This window comes from Cupriavidus sp. 05T313 (genome assembly GCF_056396665.1).
Genome location: NZ_JBFTLX010000047.1, coordinates 1 through 21,296, shown reverse-complemented (window position 1 = coordinate 21,296; position 21,296 = coordinate 1). Strand labels below are relative to the sequence as shown.

Genomic DNA, 21,296 nt, shown 5'->3' with positions numbered 1-21,296 from the left:
TTTCCTGGTTCTCTGGATGACGGTAGGACTTAAAGCTTGCGGGCGATCAGGTCGCGCAGCACTTCGCTGGTGCCGCCGAAGATGCGGGTCACGCGCATGTCGACGAAGGCGCGCGCGATCGGGTACTCCAGCATGTAGCCGTAGCCGCCGTGCAGTTGCACCATCTCGTCGATGCACTTCCACATGGTCTCGGTGGCGAAAAGCTTGGCGATGGCCGCCTCCTGCAGCGTGAGCTTGCGCTCCATGTGCTGGGCGATGTAGTAGTCCACCATGGTGCGCACGGCCACGGCCTGGGCCTTGACGTCGGCGAGCTTGAACTTGGTGTTCTGGAAGTCCCACACGGTCTGGTTGAAGGCGCGGCGGTCCTTGACGTATTGCACGGTCAGTTCGAGCTGGCGCTCCAGTCTTGCCGCGCAGTACACGGCGATGATCAGGCGCTCCTGGGGCAGTTCTTCCATCAGGTGGATGAAGCCGCCGTTCTCATTGCCGATCAGGTTGCCGGCAGGCACGCGCACGTTGTCGAAGAACAGCTCGGCGGTATCGGCGGCGCGCTGGCCCACTTTCTCCAGCTTGCGGCCGCGGCGGAAGCCCTCGCGGTCCGCTTCCACCATGATCAGGCTCACGCCCTTGGCGCCGGCCTTGGGGTCGGTCTTGCAGACCACCACGACCATGTCGGCATTCAGGCCGTTGGAGATAAAGGTCTTGCTGCCGTTGATGACGAAGTCGTCGCCGTCGCGTACGGCGGTGGTGCGGATCGACTTCAGGTCGGAGCCGGTGCCGGGCTCGGTCATGGCAATCGCCAGGATCTTTTCGCCGCGGCAGATCGGCGGCAGCCATTCGCGCTTCTGCTCCTCGGTGCCCAGGCGCACGATGTACGGCGCGGTAATGTCCGAGTGCACCGAAAAGCTCGGGCCGGAGATCCCGGAACGGTGGTACTCCTCGGCCAGCACCGCCGAGTGGCCGAAATCGCCGCCGCCGCCGCCGTATTCCTCGGGGACGGTCACGCACAGCAGGCCGTCGCGGCCGGCCTTGAGCCAGGTCTCGCGGTCGACCAGGCCGTCCTTGTCCCACTGTGCCTGGCGCGGCAGGCATTCGCGCTCGAAGAACCGGCGCGCGGTTTCCCGCAGCATTTCATGGTCGTCGCGATAGACGGTGCGCTTGATTTCCACCAGAAGCTCCTCATTGGTCGGTTGCGAGGCCAGCGTCTGTCGCGGTGAGTCCGGACCGGGGATCGCTGCCTTGATGGAAGTATTCTGGTTGCCGGGCGGGGAAAAGTACCTACCCCGGTGGAGTAGGGGTAGGGGTAGGTACGGGCGAGGGTGGCGAGGGTGGCCTGCGCGGCCGGTGCCCTAGCGGGTGGGGTGGGCGTGCTGCGGTTGCGCGGTCTTGTAGTCGCGCATGCGGGCAACCGCTTCGTCGCGGCCCGACACGTCGAGCTTGCCGTAGATGTTCTTCAGGTGCCACTTGACGGTGTCCAGCGAAACGCCGAGCACCCGTGCGATCTTCTTGTTGGGCAGCGCCTGCGCAAGCAGGCCTAGCACTTCGTTCTCGCGTTCGCTGAGCGTATCGGTCACCGGGTGAGCCGGAAGGGACACGGACGGCGCCGCCTCCTGCCCGGCCGGTGCCGTCGCCGCCATCAGCCGCTGCGCGTAGAAGCCAAGCACCGGGTCGAACCCCTGCTCCGCCGGCAAGCCTTCGAGCCTGTCACGCAAGCGCGGCGATACATCCAGCAGGCTGCGCATCAGCCCGAGCCGATGCCCCAGGCGCAGCGCTTCGACGAGGTGCCCGCGGGCGCCTTCGGGATTGCGGCGGCCTTGTTCGGCAAACGCCATCTGCAGCCGCAGGCTGGCCACCCGGCACCAGCGTCCGCCGGCTTCGGAGAGCGCGTTGAGCGGCGTGAGCCGCGCCATGGCGCCGTCGAAATCATTGCGGTGCAGGCACATGCCGATACGCGCCATCTGCGCGCAGACGCTGATCTCCCAGGCGGTGCTGCGGGCCGCGCCCGCATAGCGGGCAGCGAGCGCTTCCAGGCGCAACAGGCTGGCGTCCGCCTCGTCGATCTCCCCCTCTTCCAGCAACCAGCGCGAGCGCAGGCAAAGCGCGTTCGCCAGCAGGCGGTCGACACGATGGCGCGCCGCATAGTCTTCCAGACGCTCCAGGCTGGCCCGCGCCTCCAGCCGGCGCCCGCCCTGCCAGTGCGCGTTGGCCAGCACCATCAGGCCGCGCAGCACGGTATCCGGGATCGAGACGCGCTCCAGCACGTCGATCCGCTTTTCCAGCAACTCGCGCGCGGCATCGACATCGTTGAGTTCGTAGAGCGCCTCGCCAAGCAGCGCCGCGGCCATGCAGGCAATGCCGATGTAGGCCGGGCCCTGCTGCTCGGCCTGCGCCAGCACGTCGCAGAAGATGCGCTCGGCCAGCAGGAACTGTCCCTCGGCCGCATGGGTCATGCCGCCCATGCAGCGTCCCAGCAGGACGCCGCGCGGCGCGCCTCCATGCAACGCGCCCTCCTCCAGCACCTTGCGCGCCTGCTTGTACTCGCCGCGGTGGATAAACATCCACGACAGCACATTGCCGCGCCCCGCGTAGGTGAAATCGTCGGCGTCGGACGGCACGCGCTGCAGTTCCGGCAGCAAGGCCACCACCAAGTCGGTGTCGTCGCGCTGCAGCGCCAGCCCGCCGCGCAGCAGTGCCAGCGCATAGCGCTGCCTGGGGCCGAGCCGTTCGTGCTGCGACGCCATCTGCTCGATGCTCTGCGTCAGCGCATCGATCTCGCCGGCATACATCTGCAAGTGGGCCAGCACCAGATGCAGGTCGAAGCGCGCCGTGACCTGTTCCGGCGGCAGCTGCCGCACCAGCCCCGCGAGCTGGCTGAGTTCCCCGCGCGCCAGCAGGTCGTGCGCGCAGGTTTCCACCAGGTCCGCCGCCGCGGCCGCGTCGCCCGCCCGGACCGCATGGCGCACCGCTTCGTCGATGTGCCCCTGCGCGCCGAACCAGTGCCAGGCCGCCGCGTGCAGCGCGTGCTGCTCCGCCGGCGGCAACTCCGCCAGCCGGGCCAGCAGGACTTCGCGCAGCAGCGGATGCAGGCGGTACCAGGTTTCACCGTCCTGGCCGCCACCGATCTGCGTGATAAAGAGGTCATCCGCGTCAAGCCGGGCCAGCCTGGCCGCGATCTCGCCGGCGGCATCCGGGCGCCCCAGCAGCGTGGCGCACAAGGACGCGCAAAAGCGGTTGCAGACGGCCATGCGCGTCAGCAGGTGCAGATCGCCGCCGGCCAGGCGCACCAGCACCTCGCGTTCGAAATAGCTGGCAAACGCCTGGGCGTCGCGCACCTGCACCCGCGCAAAGCCTGCCCCCTGCTTGCCTTTGACATCGATCGCGAACAGCTGGAGGCCCGCAGCCCAGCCATCGGTCAGCTCGTGCAGCACCTGCGCGTCGCGCCTGTCGATACTGCCAAGCTGTTCGCGCAGGAAACGCTCGGACTCCTCGGCCGTGAAACGCAGGTCGCGCAGGTCGAATTCGGTCGCCAGGCCCTGGTTGCGCAGGCGCGCCAGCGAGAGCGGCAACGCATTGCGCGAGGCCAGGGCCACGTGCAGGTGGGGCGGCGCGTAGTCGAGCAGCCAGCGCAGCGCCTGGAATATCCGGGGATCGTCCAGGAGGTGGACGTCGTCCAGCATCAGCACCAGTTCCCGCCGGCGGCTTGCGATGCCGCGCACCAGCGTGATCACCCAGTGCTCGGCCGCGGACTCGTCGCCGTCGCGCCCCATCAGGATTTCTGCTTCGCGCACCATCGCCGCGTCCACCGCGGCGAGGCTCGCCAGCAGTCCATGGAAGAAGCTGGTCAGGTCGTTGTCTTCGGGCGCCAGCGAGAGCCAGGCCACATCGAAGTCCAGCGTCAGCAGGGCCTGCCGCCAGGCGAGCAAGGTGCTGGTCTTGGCGCTGCCCGCCGGCCCCTGGATCACCACGCAGCGCTGGCGGCGCGCGTCCACCAGGCGCGCCATCAAGGCCTCGCGGGGCATCAGGTGGCGCGCCCCGCGCGGCGGAGTGAGTTTGGTGGGCGTGATTGGCTGGACCGGGCGCTCGGGTGAAGCGCGCGTTCCCGCCAGCTGCTCGCCGGAGTCGGACATGCTGGGAAGCCTTGTAAGCACTGCTTTCCGGGTGGGGGGGGGCAGCGCGCTATCGCGAAGGGATCTGGTGCCTGGATTATAGGGGCCGGATATGCCTCTCCGAGCGCCCGGCGTGGTCCCCTACCCGACGCGGGTAGGTCCGCGCATGGCCGCAATTTGTTCTACTTTGCCCCATGACGCCGGCGGCATTTGCCCGCTCCGGCCCCTTCCAAACCGGCCAGGACGCCGCGCCGCGCCCGGCCAGACCGTTCACAGGATCAGCAATGGGTGTACTAAGCGGCATTCGCGTAGTGGAGTTCGAGGCAATCGGGCCGGGCCCGTTCGGGGCCATGTTGCTGGCCGACATGGGCGCGGACGTGCTGCGCATCGACCGGCCGGTGGCGCCCACCGACCTGGGCCCCAAGTCCGCCACCGGCAAGCGGGTGGACGTCACGGGCCGGGGCCGGCGCTCGGTCACGCTCGATCTCAAGCAGCCCGAGGCCCGCAACGCCGCGCTGGAGCTGATCGAGCGCGCCGACGTGGTGATCGAGGGCTTCCGGCCCGGCACCATGGAGCGCCTTGGCCTGGGGCCGGACGTGGCGCTGGCCCGCAACCCGAAGCTGGTGTACGGGCGCATGACCGGCTGGGGCCAGACCGGGCCCATGGCCGAGCGCGCCGGCCACGACCTGAACTACATCGCCCTGTCGGGCGTGCTGTCCGGCATCGGCCGCGCGGGCGAAGCGCCGGTGCCGCCGCTGAACCTGGTGGGCGACTATGGCGGCGGCGGCATGCTGCTCGCCCTGGGCGTGGTTGCCGCCCTGCTCAATGTGCAGCGCGGTGGCAAGGGCCAGGTCGTGGACGCGGCCATGATCGAGGGCGCCGCGCAGCTTGGCGCCGTGGTCTGGGGTCTGCTGGCTTCGGGCAACTGGCGCGAGCAGCGCGCCAGCAACCTGCTGGACGGCGGCACCCCCTGGTACGACAGCTATCGCACCAGCGACGGCCACTACATGGCGGTGGGCGCGGTGGAATCGCGCTTCTATGCCGAACTCCTCGAAAAACTCGGCCTGGCCGGCAAAGACCTGCCCAGGCAGCATGACCGCAGCGGCTGGCCGGTGTTGCGCCAGCATTTCGAAGCGGTCTTCCTGACCCGCACGCGCGACGAGTGGTGCGCCATCTTCGAAGGCAGCGATGCCTGCGTGGCGCCGGTGCTGGGCTTCGCCGAAGCGCCCGATCATCCGCAGCACCGCGCCCGCGGCAGTTTTGTCGAAGTGGCCGGCGTGGTGCAGCCGGGGCCGGCGCCGCGCTTTCTCGGCACGCCGTCGGAAGTCACAGGGCCCGCGCCGGCACGCGGCGAACACGGCGCCGCGGCGCTGCGCGACTGGGGGTTCGACGCACAGTCGGTGGCGCGCCTGCGTGAACTGGGCCTTGGTTTCCTGCCCCACGCGTGATGACGGCCCCGCGACGCCGGGCCGCCCTGACCATAGAGTGAATTCCATGTCTCAATCGCAATCTTCCGTGGCGGCAATCCTGCCCCATCGGGATCCGCAAGACCGCGGCGTGCCGGCCGGCTTCGAGCCGCTTGCCGGCGCCAGGGGCTTCATGCGCCATTGTGCCGATTTCTACCTGCACGCGGAGCGGCCGGTGGTGGGCGTGCGCATCGCCGACGAACACCTGAACGCCATCGGCATCGTGCACGGGGGCTTCATGGCCATGCTGGCCGACAGTGCGTTCGGGATCGTCATGGTGCGCCGCTTCGGCACCCTGCAGCCCCGCACGCTGCATCTCAGCGTGGACTATCTTGGCCCGGCACATGCCGGCGACTGGGTGGAGGCGCATGTGGACATGCTCAAGCAAGGCCGGCGCGTCGCCAACGTGAACTGCCGGATCATGGTCGGGGACCGCACGGCGCTGCACGCCGCCGGCGTGTTCTACCTGGGCACCAGCGATGGCCGCCCGGACCAGACGGCAAGGGTTTCGCCACTGGGAGGGCACGCGCCATCCTGAGAGCCATCTCCCGCGCCCCTCCCTTCTGGCGGGGGCGCGCGCATCCTGATCAACGTATGCTGGCCTGAGTCGCCGGCGGTCACGCATGTCTGGCCGCCGGCCCGCAACGAAGCACAAACCGGGCGGCGGGACGGCCCTTTCCGTGTCTCCACCTTGACGGCGCTCGATGCCGGCAGGGTCTTGATCTCCGGCCTCGCGGCCGGAGTTCTTTTTTTCCGGGCCTCAAACACACTGCCTCCGGCCCCAGCCCGTCGCGTCGTGCGTGAGCGCTACCGAAACGCGCGGCGGCGCCCATCGGGTTCACCCGGATAGTGAAATCCCGCCCCGCCAATATGGCTGGTTACAGCCCTTCGCGCATCCCCTACCGTCGCACTTGAGCAGCCCTTCCGGCCAGCACGGCGTGACCACGCCGACCCCTGCCAGGCGGGCACCACTCCCAACTCACCGCGAGGTCATGCCAAATGCGTAAGAAGACTCTCTTTGCCGTTGCCGTTCTTGCCTGGAGCGCGCTTTGCGGCGCGCAAAGCTATCCCGCGCGCACCATCACGTTCGTCGTACCCGCACCGCCCGGCGGCGCAACGGACACCATCGCGCGCGCACTGGCCGACGATATGGGCAAGCGGCTGGACCAGACCATCATCGTCGACAACAAGCCTGGCGCCGCGGGCATGCTGGCCGTCCAGGCGGTGACGCGCGCCGCACCGGATGGCTACACGCTGCTGATCACGCATTCCGCGCCGATCATGAACACACCGTATCTCTACTCGCACGTCTCTTACGACGTGCGGCGCGACCTGGCCTTTGTCTCCGAGATCTGCATCGGCCAGGTCGTGTTCGCGGTCAATAGCAAGATCCCGGTCAAGAACATGCAGGAGTTTTTCGACTGGGCCGCGCAGAACAAGGGCAAGGTCAGCTATGGCTCCTATGGCACCGGCAGTTTCCCGCATCTGCTGGGCGCCTACCTCAACCAGTCCCGGGGGCTCGACATGGCCCATATCGCCTACAAGGGCGAAGCGCCGATGGCGCAGGACATGATCGGCGGCAACATCTCGTGGGCCATCGGCTCGGTCAGCACGCTGGGCCCGCATATCCAGAGCGGGCGCCTGCGCGCGCTGGCGATCGTGGGCAAGCAGCGCGTCAAGGCGTTGCCGAACGTGCCGACCCTTGCCGAGATCGGCCTGAAGGACCAGGAACTGAGCCCGCCCGGCTGGGTTGGCCTGATGGCGCGCTCAGGCACGCCCGCGCCGGTACTGGCCCGCCTGGAAACGGAGGCACGCGCTTCGGTCAACGCCGCGCCGATGAAAGAGCGGCTGCAGATGCTTGCGCTGGAGCCGGTCGGCAGTTCCTCGGCGGAATTCAAGCGCGACTTCGAGACGCTCGAGCCGGTGATGGCGCGACTGATCAAGTCGACCGGGGCCAAGGCTGACTGACCGCCGACTGGCTGTCGGCTGGCCCGCGTTGCGAGGAATCATCTTCCGCATTCGTCAATAGGTACTGACCGCCTCGCCGATTTTCTGCGGGATTAAAACCACCATCGCAGCGATTCACTCCCTTTTGGGTGGGTCGGAAAAAAGGAGCGCCACGCTCTAATGCCATCACGGGATCCGACGAGGAGGCTGGTTCCCGGTGACTCTGAAAACAAGCACAAGGAGAAGACATAGCATGAAAAGAACATTGGTCGCGCTGGCGGCGTTGTGCGCGGTGAGCGGCGCAGCGCAGGCACAATCGAGCGTTACCCTCTATGGCGTGATCGACGCTTCCGTGGAGTACGTCAATCGGGTGGCTGCATCGCCGGCAACACCGAACGTCGGCGGCTACCGTTTCGCGCAACCCAGCGTCGGCGGACTTTCCGCATCGCGCTGGGGCTTGCGCGGCGTGGAAGATCTCGGCGGCGGCAACCAGGCGCTGTTCGTGCTGGAGAGCGGCTTCCAGCCCGATACCGGCAACCTGCAGTCGGGCGTTCTGTTCGGGCGCCAGTCGTTCGTCGGGTTGCAGAACAGCGCTTACGGCAAGATCACGGTGGGCCGCCAGTACACCAGCTTCTTCGATGGCCTTGCCAACTTCTCGCCGCTGCGGTTTGCGGCCACCTATGAACCGGGCATCTGGTGGATGGGCCTGAACTACCGCGAAAGCAATATGGTCAAGTACACCGGCCAGTTCGGCGGGCTCCAGGCCGTGGCGCATTACTCCTTCGGCACCGGCGTCTCGGTACTGAACGCCAGCACGGCGCTGGCCAACGGCGGCGCCGGCGAGACGCCGGGACACTTCAGCGACAACACCGCCTTTGGCGCCTCGCTGCAGTACCTGAGCAATGGATTCGGGGCGTCGCTGGCCTATGACGAATGGAGACCGGCCGTGACCACCGGGCAGCCCGGCACGGTACGCAAGTTTGCCGGCGCCGCGAGCTACGCTACAGGCCCGCTCAAGGTCATGGGCGGCTATCGCTGGAACAAGGCTGACTTCAGCAACGGCAGCACGCTGCTGCGCGACGACTACTGGTGGGCTGGCGTCAACTACCAGGCCACGCCGGCCCTGGGCTTGTCGCTCGCCTACTACTACGCCGACGTGAAATCCGCGCGCGCGGCAGTCGGCGCGCCGCAGACCAACCCCGCCAACATGCAGCAGTACAGCTTTATCGCCGACTACAACTTCACCAAGCGCACGGACGTCTACCTGTCCGCCGGGTACGCGCGTAACGGCGGGTTGAGCTTCGATAGCGCGGCGACTGCCTTCGCGTTCAACTATCCGACGATGACGGGGCAGAAGAGCATGGTTGGCGTCACGGTCGGCGTGCGGCACATCTTTTAAGGTAAGCCTGGCACTGCGGAGCTGACGCGGCGTGAGAGCCCCGCGGTGGTGACCGGCACGGTTGCGCCGCGCGCCCGGCGACACGGTCTTCATCTTCACCCGTGCGGTACAGGGCCCGCGCATGCCGCTTGCCGTACTGAAGCGGCAGGTGCGCGACCTGCCAGTCACGTTCACGCTGGACGATACGCTGGCGCTTTCCCCGGCCAACCGCCTCTCTGGGCATGCCGAGGTCATGTTAGAGGCGCGCATCTCTCCCGGCGGAACCGCGATGCCGCACGCCGGCGACCTGTTTGGGCAAGTCGGTCCGGTTGCTTTGGGAAGCAGCGATGTGCGGATCGTGATCGATAGGACGGCCCCCTAGGTAGCTGGCTCAGCCTGGCTTGCCCGGCAAATTCGTGTCTCCCAGCAGCGCCGCCACGAAACTACTGCGGAAACTGCCCTTCGGATCGCAGGTTCGCCGGTAGGCGTCGAAGGCCTTGGTTCGAACACTGCGGCGCTTCGCGAGATCCTGCAGGAAAACCGGGTTGAATGGCGGCGAGAAGGTCCCGGCAGGTTGACCCGGGTCGTAGAAGCCGAACATCTTGCCGGTATGCGGCATTCCTCCCAGCGCAACCCAGGCTCGCTCGATGTCCGCGAAGAAATGGAGCAGACGGTCGGGGTACTCGGACCCTGCGACGGCCGGCACGTACCCGATAAGGTCCAGATTGACGAAGGTTGCATTGGGGGTGTCCGTGTATGTCCCGGCCAATGCGGTGTTGCCGCCGCGGACGAAGCGGAATTCCATCGGTGCAACCACCAGGAAATCGGTGGAACTCCTGATACGAGCCATCACCGCATCAAGGCCCTGCCAGGCCTTGCCTAGCCCCGCGTCGTCGAGCGCAGGAAGCTCGATGAAATAGGACATGAAGATCACGCGGGAGGCCTTCGTCAGCCATAAGTCAGAGTAGACAGCCGTGGCCTGATCGAAGAGCGTTTCGACAGTCAGGTATCCGGCATCAATGATCGCGCTCGCAGCGGTTGTGATTCCAGCATACTGCGCCGCGATGAGCGGAGGCTCGATGATGGGCTCCAGCGGTATCAGGTAGGGCGCGCCAAAGACATCCTCTCCCGCCAGGGTGCACGCATCCGGGACACTTGGCTTCAGGTTCGGAATCTTCGTCGACGGCGACGCGACCACGTCCCACCACAAGACGAGAAAGTTGCTGTTGTACGGGTTGAGGAAGGACTCAACGCGGTCATGGCCCGCGAGCAGCGTCTTGAACTGGGCGACGAACGCCGTCTCATCCATACACGTAATCCGGCTGTTCTTGCCTGGGCTCAAGGTCGTGGCCCACGGGCGTGGCAATACATCGACGGTGACGGAGGTGACGACCCCCAGCACACCGAGAGAGACGCGCGCGAACTGTAAGGGCGACCAGCCACCCTCCGCCGGAGTCTGTGTGTCGATGGTCTTCACCTGGCCATCCGGGCCCATGATGCTGAACGCCGAGGCCGTTTCCGCGAAGATCGGCGCGTTGATTGTCGCCCCATGCACATCGACCGCCGTCATCCCGCCAAGGCTGAAGAAGCCGCCCGCGGTAACGGTCTTGAGCATCATGTCGTTGGCGGTCAGGAACGCATCCAGTTCATCTTCGCGGACGCCGGTATTCACCGTGACCGTGCCTTCCGCTTGATGCAGCACGATCGACTGGTCGCCGCCGGGACCGAGGTCCTTATAGCAGGAAAGGTCGATGAGCCACTGGTCGGGAGCGGGGGCGAGGCGATTGTCCTCGGCGACCAGCGGCGGCTGCGCATGCCGCTGGCCGGAAACACGAACCGTCGCGCCAGCCTGCACTGCCTGGCGCACGATGCCCTGGAGTTCTGCGCGGCTCGTCGGAGAGAAGTAGTATTCGCCATCGATCGTCATCGTATGAACGATGTTCTGCGCCCAGTTCCTCCACGGCAGTGGCAGAACACGGAAGTCCAGGGTCGTCCCCGTGACCTCATACGCGGCCAGCCTGCCGTTACTCGCCGGCTGCACCAGGGGCGTCCCCCGGTTACTTGCTCCCAGAACCGCGGAAACGTAGGGCGCCACCCCAATCGCGTCTGCCGGGATCCCGATCGACGAAAGTGGAGGACTCACCTTGTACAGGCCGTTGTCGAAGTTGCCACTATTCCAGTCGGAGGTATGCCAACTCCCCTTCGAATCGAACCATTGAATCGAAAAGTTCATCTTGAAGATGCCATTGTTAAGGCAACCAATTTTATTGACTTGTCTCATGGTAATTCCCTCCGGCGATCCATCAGGCTGTTATATGAAAACTGGACGATCGGGCAAGGTGAGGCCCGGCGCCGGCCTCCCCCCGATGACGGATCGCAGGAACGCTGATGCCGGGCCTCACAGAGGAGAGTTTGCTGCCTACTCAATCAGATTGATTGCAAAGCCAATGTAAGTCGTCCCGACTGCATCATATGTTGCGATCTGATTGTTCGGCGCGAAACCAACAAACGGTGTTCCCTGACCGGAAGTCCCGGCCACCGCGTGCCCGTATGGCGTCACAGCCAGCGCATCGGCCGGGACACCGATTGTGTCGAGCGGGGGAGATGTCCTGGACTGCGCCACGGGATAATTTCCGCTGTTCCACTCGGTGGTATTCCACTTGCCGTCGCTACCAAGCCATTGGACGGAAAAATTGAACACGTACCCGCCTTTGTTGTTGACGGTGATCTTCTGGACCGGTCTCATGGTGTGTCTCCTGCTACGGAAAAAGTGTTAAGCGAAAAACGATCAGGATGCCGCTGCGTGGCGTCGATGTTCTTTACGTCTAACCTGACATAATTTTCTCCTTTTTCATTCAGGAACTATGAAATTGTTAAATCTCTCCAGATAGGGAGTCGAATTATTGTTGAATTGACAGGATAGGGTTCCGTGAATAATTGACATTAGTCTTCCCTATTCATGACGGCATATCTTGAACAGAGATACCGCCATGAACAGGGAATCAGACGTCGGGGTCCGGCATTGGGCGCATGTTGCCTCCCACAGAAACCTGGGCGAGATTGCGGAAATCTGCCTTCCGGCAAATGAGGTGACGACTATCGAGTGCGGCGAATCAGCGCGATCGTTGCGGCCGGTGGTTCGGCCCGCGCACCGTAGCCCTGCTGCTTAGCGCCGGAGGATGGGTGTGGATCGCACGCCAGACCGGGCCGTGGTGCGACCCTGGTGCGGTCCCTCATTGGGAAATCGGGTGATCCGCCTGATGAGTTCGTCCACTGCAGCAGTTCCAGTGATCAGGCATACGAAGTCGAGATGATGTTGCACGAGAGAGATTCCATGAAGTTTGATAGGTTCGAACCCGGTAAGCACCGCGCAAGCGCGCACGAAGCCCTTCAGGTGCGCCTCACTAGTGGTTTCTGTGGGCGCCGCCGCCGTGTCCCGGGCTAGCATCATGGTTCCCATCTCGCCGCGTCTTGGAATGCTAGTGCCTGTGGATCAATTCGGAAGTAGAAGATGCTTAAGTCTTACTTGCGTGAGGTGCAAGTGTGCTGCTACCAAGCATTGATCTGCGCATTGCATCCGGCGCTGCCGTTGCCCACATGGGCAACCGCATCAAGGGGATCTCACTTCACTGAGGCACAGGCCCGTGCCTCAGCGAAGTGGCCCACCCGGCGCGCGACCCGCCGATCAGGGTAAGTACCCCCCTGCCCACCCTTGGCCGTTTTACTCAGTCGCCCTACAATTTATCAACCGATCACTAATCGGTCGATCAATAGCAGAGGCAACCATGGCAATCCGCAAACTCGCGCACTTCTCGATCCGCACCACGGACCTCGAGACATCCTGCGCCTTCTACGAACGCATTCTCGGCTTCAGGCAAGGCTATCGCCCGCCTTTCGATTTCCCCGGCGCATGGCTGTACATGGGCGGTGACGAAGGTGACTTCGGCACCGTCCACATCATCGGCGTCGCCCCGGACAACCCCGGCGGGCTGTCCGCCTACCTCGGCGACCGCGCCCTTGCGGCGGCGGGTACCGGCACCCTCGACCACATCGCCTTCCTGGCCACCGGCGTGGCGCAGATGTGGGCAAGGCTGGAAGCCGAGGGCATCCCGTGGCGCGACCGCACCGTCCCCAGCCTGGGCCTGCACCAGGTGTTCATCGAGGACCCTTCCGGCGTCACCATTGAACTGAACTACCCCGCCGCCGAGGTGGCGGGCCTTGAAATCCCGGGCGACGGCGCACGCGCGCCCCTCCCCGCAGTGGCAGGAGACTGACCATGACAGCCCTATCGACACGGCCAAAGGCCATCATCGTGGGCGGCTCGCTGGGCGGGCTGTTCGCGGCCAACCTGCTCGCCCGCGGCGGGTGGGAAGTGGAGGTATGCGAGCGCGTTCCCGAAGCCCTTGCCGGGCGCGGCGCGGGCATCGTCACGCATCCGGAATTGTTCGAGGCCCTGGCCGCCGCCGGGGTCGAGGTGGACGACGCCATCGGCGTGCAGGTGAAGTCCCGGCTGACGCTGGGCCAGGACGGCAGCGTCCTGGCCCAGCGGGAGCTGCCGCAAACGCTGACAGCATGGGGCAAGATGTACCACGTGCTGCGCTCCGCCTTCACCGGAGGCACCTACCGCACGGGCGCCAATGTGGTGTCGGTGCGCAGCGAGCCCGGCCGCGCCGTGGTGATGCTGGACGACGGCTCGATCCATCACGCCGATCTTGTGGTCGCCGCGGACGGCTTCCGCTCCGCGTTGCGCGAGTGCCTGTTGCCCGAGGCCCGGCTCCAGTACGCCGGCTACATCGCGTGGCGCGGCCTGGTGGACGAAACGAGCCTGAGCGAAGCCACGCGCGACATGCTGTTCGAGAAGTTCGCCTTCTGCCTGCCGCCGCGCGAGCAGATCCTCGGCTACCCGGTGGCGGGCCAGGGCAACAGCACCCGGGTTGGCGAGCGCCGCTACAACTTCGTGTGGTACCGCGCCACCAGCGAAGACATGGACCTGCCCAACCTGCTGACCGACGCCAGCGGCAAGCGCTGGTCCGGCGGCATCCCGCCGGCGCTGATCCGGCCGGACGTGCTGGCGAGCATGGAGGAAGCCGCGCTGGCCAACCTGGCACCCCAGTTCGGCGAGGTGGTGGCCAAGGCCGCGCAGCCGTTGTTCCAGCCCATCTTCGACCTCGAGGTGCCGCGCATGGCGTTCGGCCGCGTGGCGCTGCTCGGCGACGCCGCCTTCGTGGCGCGCCCGCACTGCGGCATGGGCGTGACCAAGGCCGCGGGCGACGCCATGTCGCTGGTCAACGCGCTGCAAGCGCATGACAGCGTCAGTGCCGCACTGGAGAGCTACAGCGCCGAGCGCGTGCAGGTGGGTGCGGCCATCGTCCGGCACGCGCGCCACCTCGGCGCCTATATGCAGGCGCAGCTCAAGAACGAGACCGACCGCCAGATGGCCGAGCGCTATCGCACGCCGGAAGCCGTGATGCGCGAGACGGCGGTGTCGACGCGCTTCTGAGCGCGCCGCCGCCCCACGCCAAACCAACCGCCCCCAAACGGAGACAACCTTGGATCACACCGCCCCCACCTTTGCCGCAGCCGCCCGCGAAAGCGCCACGCCCGCCGCGGCCCCACCGAATCCCCTGCTCGCCAATCCGGCATTCCAGTCCCTGGTGCGCGCGCGGCGCAGGTTCGCGTGGGCCCTGACCGCCACCATGCTGGCGGTGTACTTCGGCTACATCCTCACGCTCGCCTTCCGGCCCGCGCTGCTGGGCCGCCAACTGACCCTGGGCCAGCCCATGAGCGTGGGCATTCCCGTGGGCTTCGGCATGTTCGCGGTGACCTTCCTGCTGGTGGCGGTGTACGTGCATCGCACCAACACCGTGTACGACCAGCGGATCAGCGACCTCAAGCAAGGGGCAGCAAAATGAAGCAAACCGCCATTTCCGCCACTGCCGCAGCCCTGCTGCTTGCCGCCCTGCCCGCGTTCGCGGCGCCGGGTCCGGTGGGCCAGGGCATGAACGTCATCGCCATCGCCATGTTCCTGGTGTTCGTCGCCGCCACGCTCCTGGTCACGCGCTGGGCCGCCAGGAGCAACCACAGCGTGGCCGACCACTACGCCGCCGGCGGCAAGATCACCGCCCTGCAGAACGGCTGGGCCATCGCCGGCGACTACATGTCGGCGGCCTCCCTGCTGGGCATCTCCGCGCTGGTCTTCACCAGCGGCTACGACGGCCTGATCTATTCCATCGGCTTTCTCGCCAGCTGGCCGATCATCCTGTTCCTGATCGCCGAGCCGCTGCGCAACCTCGGCCGCTTCACGCTGGCGGACGTGGTCTCCTACCGCCTGCAGCAGCGGCCCATCCGCGCGTTCTCCGCGTCCAGTTCCATCGTCATCGTGCTGCTGTACCTGGTGTCGCAGATGGTGGGGGCCGGCAAGCTGGTGGAGCTGCTGTTCGGTTTCAGCTACACGGCGGCGGTGGTGCTGGTCGGCGTGCTGATGGTGGTCTACGTGTTCTTCGGCGGCATGCTGGCCACCACCTGGATCCAGATCATCAAGGCGGTGCTGCTGCTCGCCGGCGCTGCCTTCATGGCGTTCATGGTCATGAGCCGCTTCGGCTTCAGCCTGAACGCGCTGTTCGCGCAGGCCATCGAGGCCCACGGCAAGCACGCGGCCATCATGAGCCCGGGCGGCCTGGTCTCCGATCCCGTCTCGGCGGTATCGCTCGGCCTGGCGCTGATCTTCGGCACCGCCGGCCTGCCGCATATCCTGATGCGCTTCTTCACCGTCGGCGACGTCAAGGCGGCACGCAAGAGCATTCTCTATGCCACCGGCATCGTCGGCACCGGCTACGCGCTGATCATCATCATCGGCTTTGGCACCATCGCGCTGGTGGCCAGCGATCCGGCCTACCACACGCCCGCTGGCGCGGTGATCGGCGGCGTCAACATGGTGGCCGTGCACCTGGCCCATGCCGTCGGCGGAAACCTGTTCCTCGGCTTCATCTGCGCGGTGGCGTTCTCGACCATCCTGGCCGTGGTGGCGGGGCTGACGCTGGCTGGTTCCTCGGCCATCTCGCACGATCTCTATGCCAAGGTCCTGCGCCAGGGCAACGCCACCGACAAGGAGGAGATGCGCGTCTCCCGGATGACCACGCTCGTACTGGGCGTACTGTCCATCCTGCTGGGTATCCTGTTCGAGAAGCAGACCATCGCCTTTATCGTCAGCCTGACCTTTTCCATCGCCGCCAGCTCGAATTTCCCGGTGCTGCTGCTGTCGATCTACTGGCGCGGGCTGACCACGCGGGGCGCCGTGGCGGGCGGCTCGCTCGGGCTGCTGACCGCGGTGGTGCTGACGGTGCTGAGCCCGACCGTGTGGATGCAGGTACTCGGCCATGCGAGTGCCATCTACCCGTACGAGTATCCGGCGCTGTTCTCCATGCTGGTGGCCTTTGCCGGCATCTACGTGTTCTCGGTCACCGACCGGTCCGCGCGCGGTGCGCGCGAACGCGGCGCCTTCAACAATCAGCTGGTCGATTGCGAGCTCGGGCTGGTCAAGCCGAGGTAGCACCCGTGCCCTGTGCTGCCGGCCGCACTGCCGGCAGCCCGGCCGCGCCTCAATTTATCACCCGATTGGTACAATGCCGCAAGCGCTCCGCACGGGACGTGCCTGCCACAGGTGAACGAATGAAACGAGACGCAACGCCGACCGAGAACGATGCACCGGCCAAGACCGGAAAACGGCTGCTCCCCGAAGAGCGGGAGCAGCAGATCGTGCAGAAGGCCATCGAACACTTCACGCGCAACGGCTTCTCCGGCAGCACGCGCGATCTCGCCAAGCAGAGCGGCGTCACCCAGCCCTTGCTGTACCGCTACTTCTCCAGCAAGGAGGCGCTGATCGATCGCGTCTACAGCGAAGTGTTCCAGTGGCGGCCCGACTGGGAACGCCAGATCGCCGACCGCGCCACGCCGCTGACCGAACGGCTGTATGCGTTCTACCTCGACTACGCATCCGTGATCCTGCGCGAGGAATGGATCCGGGTCTTCATCTTTGCCGGCCTCACGCGCGAAGGCATCAACAACAAATACCTCAACAAGCTGCGCAGCAAGGTCTTCCTGCCCGTGCTGGCCGAGGTGCGTGCCGAGTACGGCATCCCGGAGCCGCGCAACGCGGCGGAGCTGGAAGCCGAGGTCGAGATGATATGGGGCCTGCACGCAGCCATCTTCTATCTCGGCGTGCGCAAATGGGTCTACGGCCTCAAGGTACCCTCGGACATCGACGCCGTGATCCGCCGCAAGGTGGACATGTTTCTCCACGGCGCGCCTGCCGTCATGCGTTCCCTGCGCGCGCCCGACAAGCCCGGCAAATAAGTCCCTGCGAGGATAACCGACGCCCCTTTCCGCTGGAGTCTTACCCATGGACAAGCTGCTGGCATTGAAGCTGTTCGTCGAGACGGTCGACGCCAAGGGGTTCTCCTCCGCCGCGCGCCGGGTCAACCTGGCCACGTCATCGGTGACCCGCATGATGGACAGCCTGGAGCAGGAACTGGGCACCGTGCTGCTGAACCGGTCGACACGGCAGGTGACGGTGTCCGAAGCTGGCGCAGCCTATTACCAGCGGGCGCGCAAGATCCTCGACGCGGTGGCGGAAGCCGATGCGCTGATCGCCGACCGCGGCGATACGCCGGTGGGCCAGCTTCGCGTGTCGCTGCCGGTGGCGTTCGGGCGCCGCTGCATCGCGCCGTTCCTCGGCAGCCTGCTCGCGCAGTATCCGAAACTGGAGATGGAGGTAACGCTGACCGACGAGATCGTCGACCTGCTAGGCCAACGCATTGATCTGTCCATCCGCCTGGGCAGCGCCGCGTCGCTCGACGAGGTGGTGGCGCGTCAGATCGGCACGTTCCGGCGCAGGGTGGTGGCAAGTCCGGGCTATCTGCGGCAGCGCGGCATCCCCGCCGCGCCGGCGGAGCTGGCCGGGCACGCGTGCCTGCGCTTCAGCTACGGCGCGGGCCAGCAGATGTGGACCTTCCTGCGCGGCGCCGAGGAAGTCCAGGTGCCCGTTCCGGGCACCTTCAGGAGCAACAACGCCGAAGTGCTGCGCGAACTGGCGCTGGCCGACGGCGGCATCGCCCTGCTGCCCGACTGGCTGGTCGACGAGGATATACAGGGCGGGCGCCTGACCGCCATCCTGGACGACTGGACCGTCAACCCCAACCGCGCCAGCTCGGCCATCTCCGCGCTCTACCTGCCCAACCAGCGCGGCTCGCGGCGCATCGCCGCCTTCCTCGACTTTCTCTCGCGGATTCCCGGCCCGACCGGCGGGAAAGAAGCGGGCGGCTGACCCCCCTTCCCTTTCCCCTTCCCCGCCCCTTGCCCCTTGCTTCCAGCGCAACGCAACGTTGCGCGGCGGCCCGATTCTCCGCCGACGGGTTGGCGCCTAACCTTCAGGTCATCTCTTTTCGAGACGGGCAGCGCGGCGCAAAGGCGAGCCTGCAGCCGCCGCCCCCCATCGCACCTGACGGAGAACCACCGTGACCCACCATCTCTTCACCCCCATTCGCCTCGGCAACCATACCCTGCCGCATCGTGTTGCCATGGCGCCGCTGACGCGCTCGCGCGCCGGCCAGCCCGGCAACGTGCCCACCGCCATGAACGTCGAGTACTACCGGCAGCGTGCCGGCGCGGCGCTGATCGTCACCGAAGCCACGCAGATCTCGCAGCAGGGCCAGGGCTACGCCTGGACGCCGGGCATCCATAGCGAGGCGCAGATCCAGGGATGGCAGGCCGTCAGCGACGCCGTGCACGACCAGGGCGGCATCATCTTCATGCAACTGTGGCACGTCGGCCGCGTTTCGCACCCGGTGTTCCAGCCCGGCGGCGCGCTGCCCGTGGCACCCAGCGCCCTGCCCGTCCCCGGCAAGACCTACATCATCGACGCGCAGGGCAACGGCGCCTGGGGCGACGTGCCGGTGCCCCAGGCGCTGACCCTCGATGGCATCCGCGACATCGTGTCCGACTACCGGCGCGCCGCCCGCAACGCCATGGCCGCGGGCATGGACGGCGTGGAGATCCACGCCGGCAACGGCTACCTGCTCGACCAGTTCATCAATTCCAGCAGCAACCAGCGCGATGACGCCTACGGCGGCAGCATCGAGAACCGGGCACGGCTGCTGCTGGAGGTGGTGGACGCGATCGCGGCGGAGGTGGGGCCCGCGCGCGTTGCCGTGCGGCTGACGCCCATGGGACGCTTCATGGGCATGGGCGATGTGTCGCCCGAAGAGACCTTCGGCTATATCGTGCGCCAGCTCGATACCCGTGGCCTGGCCTATCTGCACCTGGTCGAGCCGGCCATGGTCGGCACGGTCAGGGAAGAGCACGCCGATCCCCGCTGGGACGCAATCATCCAGCAGTTGCGTGGGGCCTACCACGGTGTGCTGATGCTGGCGGGCGGCTACGGGCGCGACAGCGCAGAGCATGCGCTCGCCAGCGGCCGCGCCGACATCATCGCCTTTGGCCGCCCGTTCATCGCCAATCCCGACCTGCCCGTCCGGCTGCGCGGCGGCCTGCCGCTGAACGCGCCCGATGCCTCGTCCTTCTTCGGCGGCGGCGCCGGTGGCTACATCGACTATCCGGCCGCGGCGTGAGCGCGGGGCGTGCGGGGGCTTGGGCCGCAGGCCCGATTGTGGTCAGTCATACCAAGGTCTGATTTCCCTAAACGCATACGCTAGCCGACCCGTCCTGATGGACAGCGGCATAGGCAATGCGGCACACCTATGATGCTGACAAGGCACGGCGCCAGCAGGGACGCTTCGCGGTACTGGAGCATCCGGGCGGCGGGCAGCGGGCAGCGGGTGTGGCGGGGGCTGGCCCCGCCCTGCCGTACAGCGTCTCCTCCTTGCCGGGCCGCGCCTCCAGCATCCCCGGGGCCGGCCGGCTTTTCTTCACGCCGGCTTGCCGCCATCGGGTGCGCCCGGCCTAGCCTTCGGCGTGGCACACGCCCAATTTCTGCGCCATCAGTACCAGATCGGCAAAGGTGCGCGCCTTCATCTTGCGCATCGCCTGTCCGCGGTGGATCTTCACCGTGACCTCGCTGATGCCAATCTCGCCGGCAATCTGCTTGTTCATCAGCCCGGAGACCGCCAATGCCATGACTTCCGACTCGCGCGGCGTCAGGGTCTGGAAGCTGGCGCGCAGCATCTGGAGCCGGCGCATGCCCTCGCGCCGCCGCCGGTCTTTCTCCAGCGCCACCGATACCGCGTCGAGCAGGTCCTGGTCGCGGAACGGCTTGGCCATGAAGTCTTCGGCGCCGGCCTTCATCGCGGCCACGGTCATCGCGATATCGCCGTAGCCGGTCATGAAGATGATCGGCACGTGGATACCCAGCTGCGCCAGGCGCGCCTGCAGGTCCAGTCCGCTCGGGCCGCGCAGCCTGACATCGAGAACCAGGCAGCAGGGCACGTCCGGCATCTGGTACTCGAGCAACTCCGCGGCCGAGCCGAACAATGCAACATTCATGCCGACCGAGCGGAACAGATTGCCGAGCGCGCCGCGCAGCATGGCATCGTCGTCGACGACCAGCACCAATGCGTCGTCCCGAGCGCTCGGCTCGGCGGGCTCCAGGCTTTGGGATGTCACGATCTGCTTCTCCATTCAGCGTCAAAAAAGACCGGCAGGCGCTCGGCCATGCCGGTTGCTGTCCGGGGCTGCGCGGCATCCCCGCCTGGAATCTACGCCGCTGTCTCGCCTTTGTATTGTCAATTTGTGCCGCCGGTTTTGTCTATTGTTGTCTATTGTTCTTTAACCCGTGGTCGACACAATAAAGTTAGCTATCAGGCGCCTTGTGATTACTGCGCCCGCCCTGCCGGCATACACCCCGACGGCAGCCGACTAATACGAACAGACGATAGTGATTTCCTCCGGGCAAGTTTAGCCTTCGCTCGGGTTGCTTGCGCAGAGAGATCCAGCCTCGCTCCCGCGCATCACGGCCGCGCCGCTGCCGTGATCGGGCGCCGCAGCAACCCACCGGGAATCGGCCGTCTGCCGCCAGTGCCGCGTCATGTCTGCACGATCCCGACAACCCAACCTCAGGAAAGAATCATGACCAACGCCAAGCTAGAAGTGCTGACCCCGCAAAACAGCCAGCTGATCTTCATCGACCACCAGCCGCAGATGGCCTTCGGCGTGCAGTCGATGGACCGTCAGGCGATGAAGAACAATGCCGTTGGGCTGGCCAAGGCCGCCAAGATCTTCAACATCCCCACCACCATCACCACCGTGGAGAGCGAATCGTTCTCGGGCTTCACCTACCCCGAGCTGCTGGACGTGTTCCCCAACCAGAAGACGCTGGAACGCACCTCGATGAACTCGTGGGACGACCAGAAGGTGCGCGACGCGCTGGCCGCCAACGGCCGCAAGAAG

General features: G+C 66.3%; 19 protein-coding genes. 14 read left to right on the top strand and 5 right to left on the bottom strand.

Annotation, left to right across the window (positions count from 1 at the left end; all coding sequences use genetic code 11):
- Positions 1 to 29: 29 nt before the first annotated feature.
- On the bottom strand, positions 30 to 1,169 hold the full coding sequence (locus AC1DKD_RS13255; RefSeq protein ID WP_441630421.1) for an acyl-CoA dehydrogenase family protein: 1,140 nt from the start codon (positions 1,167 to 1,169) through the stop codon (positions 30 to 32).
- 180 nt (positions 1,170 to 1,349) lie between these two features.
- Positions 1,350 to 4,127 carry a winged helix-turn-helix domain-containing protein gene (locus AC1DKD_RS13250; RefSeq protein WP_477111552.1) on the bottom strand — a complete coding sequence of 926 codons (2,778 nt, stop codon included), beginning with the start codon at positions 4,125 to 4,127 and terminating at the stop codon, positions 1,350 to 1,352.
- A 263-nt stretch (positions 4,128 to 4,390) separates the two neighbouring features.
- Between AC1DKD_RS13250 and AC1DKD_RS13245 the strand changes: the two genes are divergently transcribed.
- The 5 genes from AC1DKD_RS13245 (at position 4,391) to AC1DKD_RS13225 (ending at position 9,279) form a co-directional block, all read left to right on the top strand.
- A complete protein-coding gene (locus AC1DKD_RS13245; protein ID WP_477103641.1) occupies positions 4,391 to 5,554 on the top strand; it encodes a CaiB/BaiF CoA transferase family protein in 1,164 nt (387 codons plus the stop codon).
- A gap of 46 nt (positions 5,555 to 5,600) precedes the next feature.
- Positions 5,601 to 6,110, top strand: a complete 510-nt coding sequence (locus AC1DKD_RS13240) for a PaaI family thioesterase (protein ID WP_441630415.1) — start codon at positions 5,601 to 5,603, stop codon at positions 6,108 to 6,110.
- A gap of 461 nt (positions 6,111 to 6,571) precedes the next feature.
- On the top strand, positions 6,572 to 7,540 hold the full coding sequence (locus AC1DKD_RS13235; RefSeq protein ID WP_441630413.1) for a Bug family tripartite tricarboxylate transporter substrate binding protein: 969 nt from the start codon (positions 6,572 to 6,574) through the stop codon (positions 7,538 to 7,540).
- A gap of 232 nt (positions 7,541 to 7,772) precedes the next feature.
- On the top strand, positions 7,773 to 8,918 hold the full coding sequence (locus AC1DKD_RS13230) for a porin (protein WP_477111553.1): 1,146 nt from the start codon (positions 7,773 to 7,775) through the stop codon (positions 8,916 to 8,918).
- Positions 8,919 to 8,979: 61 nt separating this feature from the next.
- Entirely contained in the window at positions 8,980 to 9,279 is a 300-nt protein-coding gene (locus AC1DKD_RS13225; protein WP_477111554.1) for a c-type cytochrome biogenesis protein CcmI/CycH, read from the top strand.
- Between the two features lie 9 nt (positions 9,280 to 9,288).
- On the opposite strand, the gene AC1DKD_RS13220 is transcribed toward AC1DKD_RS13225, so the two are convergent.
- The gene (locus tag AC1DKD_RS13220) at positions 9,289 to 11,178 is read right to left on the bottom strand and encodes an FAD-binding protein (protein WP_441630407.1); all 1,890 of its coding nucleotides are present in this window, start codon (positions 11,176 to 11,178) and stop codon (positions 9,289 to 9,291) included.
- Positions 11,179 to 11,316: 138 nt separating this feature from the next.
- On the bottom strand, positions 11,317 to 11,643 hold the full coding sequence (locus tag AC1DKD_RS13215; RefSeq protein ID WP_035874195.1) for a hypothetical protein: 327 nt from the start codon (positions 11,641 to 11,643) through the stop codon (positions 11,317 to 11,319).
- 1,039 nt (positions 11,644 to 12,682) lie between these two features.
- Between AC1DKD_RS13215 and AC1DKD_RS13210 the strand changes: the two genes are divergently transcribed.
- From AC1DKD_RS13210 to AC1DKD_RS13175, 8 genes are all read left to right on the top strand, one after another.
- Positions 12,683 to 13,171, top strand: a complete 489-nt coding sequence (locus AC1DKD_RS13210) for a VOC family protein (RefSeq protein ID WP_441630405.1) — start codon at positions 12,683 to 12,685, stop codon at positions 13,169 to 13,171.
- 2 nt (positions 13,172 to 13,173) lie between these two features.
- Complete coding sequence (locus AC1DKD_RS13205; protein ID WP_441630403.1) at positions 13,174 to 14,397, top strand: FAD binding domain-containing protein; 1,224 nt, start codon at positions 13,174 to 13,176, stop codon at positions 14,395 to 14,397.
- Positions 14,398 to 14,446: 49 nt separating this feature from the next.
- Positions 14,447 to 14,809 carry a DUF485 domain-containing protein gene (locus tag AC1DKD_RS13200; protein WP_441630401.1) on the top strand — a complete coding sequence of 121 codons (363 nt, stop codon included), beginning with the start codon at positions 14,447 to 14,449 and terminating at the stop codon, positions 14,807 to 14,809.
- Positions 14,806 to 16,446 carry a cation/acetate symporter ActP gene (gene actP / locus AC1DKD_RS13195; protein WP_477111555.1) on the top strand — a complete coding sequence of 547 codons (1,641 nt, stop codon included), beginning with the start codon at positions 14,806 to 14,808 and terminating at the stop codon, positions 16,444 to 16,446. Before AC1DKD_RS13200 ends, actP begins: the two co-directional genes overlap by 4 nt.
- Before the next feature lie 206 nt (positions 16,447 to 16,652).
- A complete protein-coding gene (locus AC1DKD_RS13190; RefSeq protein ID WP_477143364.1) occupies positions 16,653 to 17,249 on the top strand; it encodes a TetR/AcrR family transcriptional regulator in 597 nt (198 codons plus the stop codon).
- A 46-nt stretch (positions 17,250 to 17,295) separates the two neighbouring features.
- The gene (locus tag AC1DKD_RS13185; RefSeq protein WP_441630397.1) at positions 17,296 to 18,219 is read left to right on the top strand and encodes a LysR family transcriptional regulator; all 924 of its coding nucleotides are present in this window, start codon (positions 17,296 to 17,298) and stop codon (positions 18,217 to 18,219) included.
- 190 nt (positions 18,220 to 18,409) lie between these two features.
- Positions 18,410 to 19,522 (top strand): alkene reductase, encoded by a 1,113-nt coding sequence (locus tag AC1DKD_RS13180; RefSeq protein WP_441630395.1) that lies wholly within the window; start codon positions 18,410 to 18,412, stop codon positions 19,520 to 19,522.
- A 116-nt stretch (positions 19,523 to 19,638) separates the two neighbouring features.
- Positions 19,639 to 19,857: a hypothetical protein gene (locus tag AC1DKD_RS13175; protein ID WP_477111556.1), complete on the top strand. Its 219-nt coding sequence runs from the start codon at positions 19,639 to 19,641 to the stop codon at positions 19,855 to 19,857.
- Here AC1DKD_RS13175 and AC1DKD_RS13170 read toward each other — a convergent pair.
- Complete coding sequence (locus AC1DKD_RS13170; RefSeq protein ID WP_441630391.1) at positions 19,854 to 20,513, bottom strand: response regulator transcription factor; 660 nt, start codon at positions 20,511 to 20,513, stop codon at positions 19,854 to 19,856. The genes AC1DKD_RS13175 and AC1DKD_RS13170 overlap by 4 nt on opposite strands.
- A gap of 462 nt (positions 20,514 to 20,975) precedes the next feature.
- Between AC1DKD_RS13170 and AC1DKD_RS13165 the strand changes: the two genes are divergently transcribed.
- On the top strand, positions 20,976 to 21,296 hold a 321-nt coding region (locus tag AC1DKD_RS13165), incomplete at its 3' end, for an isochorismatase family protein (protein WP_477143362.1).

Bases quoted from the DNA above. Each gene is read 5' to 3' on its own strand.
- AC1DKD_RS13250 (WP_477111552.1), bottom strand. From the start codon at position 4,127: ATGTCCGACTCCGGCGAGCAGCTGGCGGGAACGCGCGCTTCACCCGAG.
- AC1DKD_RS13245 (WP_477103641.1), top strand. From the start codon at position 4,391: ATGGGTGTACTAAGCGGCATTCGCGTAGTGGAGTTCGAGGCAATCGGG.
- AC1DKD_RS13240 (WP_441630415.1), top strand. From the start codon at position 5,601: ATGTCTCAATCGCAATCTTCCGTGGCGGCAATCCTGCCCCATCGGGAT.
- AC1DKD_RS13235 (WP_441630413.1), top strand. From the start codon at position 6,572: ATGCGTAAGAAGACTCTCTTTGCCGTTGCCGTTCTTGCCTGGAGCGCG.
- AC1DKD_RS13230 (WP_477111553.1), top strand. From the start codon at position 7,773: ATGAAAAGAACATTGGTCGCGCTGGCGGCGTTGTGCGCGGTGAGCGGC.
- AC1DKD_RS13220 (WP_441630407.1), bottom strand. From the start codon at position 11,178: ATGAGACAAGTCAATAAAATTGGTTGCCTTAACAATGGCATCTTCAAG.
- AC1DKD_RS13215 (WP_035874195.1), bottom strand. From the start codon at position 11,643: ATGAGACCGGTCCAGAAGATCACCGTCAACAACAAAGGCGGGTACGTG.
- AC1DKD_RS13210 (WP_441630405.1), top strand. From the start codon at position 12,683: ATGGCAATCCGCAAACTCGCGCACTTCTCGATCCGCACCACGGACCTC.
- AC1DKD_RS13205 (WP_441630403.1), top strand. From the start codon at position 13,174: ATGACAGCCCTATCGACACGGCCAAAGGCCATCATCGTGGGCGGCTCG.
- actP (WP_477111555.1), top strand. From the start codon at position 14,806: ATGAAGCAAACCGCCATTTCCGCCACTGCCGCAGCCCTGCTGCTTGCC.
- AC1DKD_RS13185 (WP_441630397.1), top strand. From the start codon at position 17,296: ATGGACAAGCTGCTGGCATTGAAGCTGTTCGTCGAGACGGTCGACGCC.
- AC1DKD_RS13175 (WP_477111556.1), top strand. From the start codon at position 19,639: ATGCGGCACACCTATGATGCTGACAAGGCACGGCGCCAGCAGGGACGC.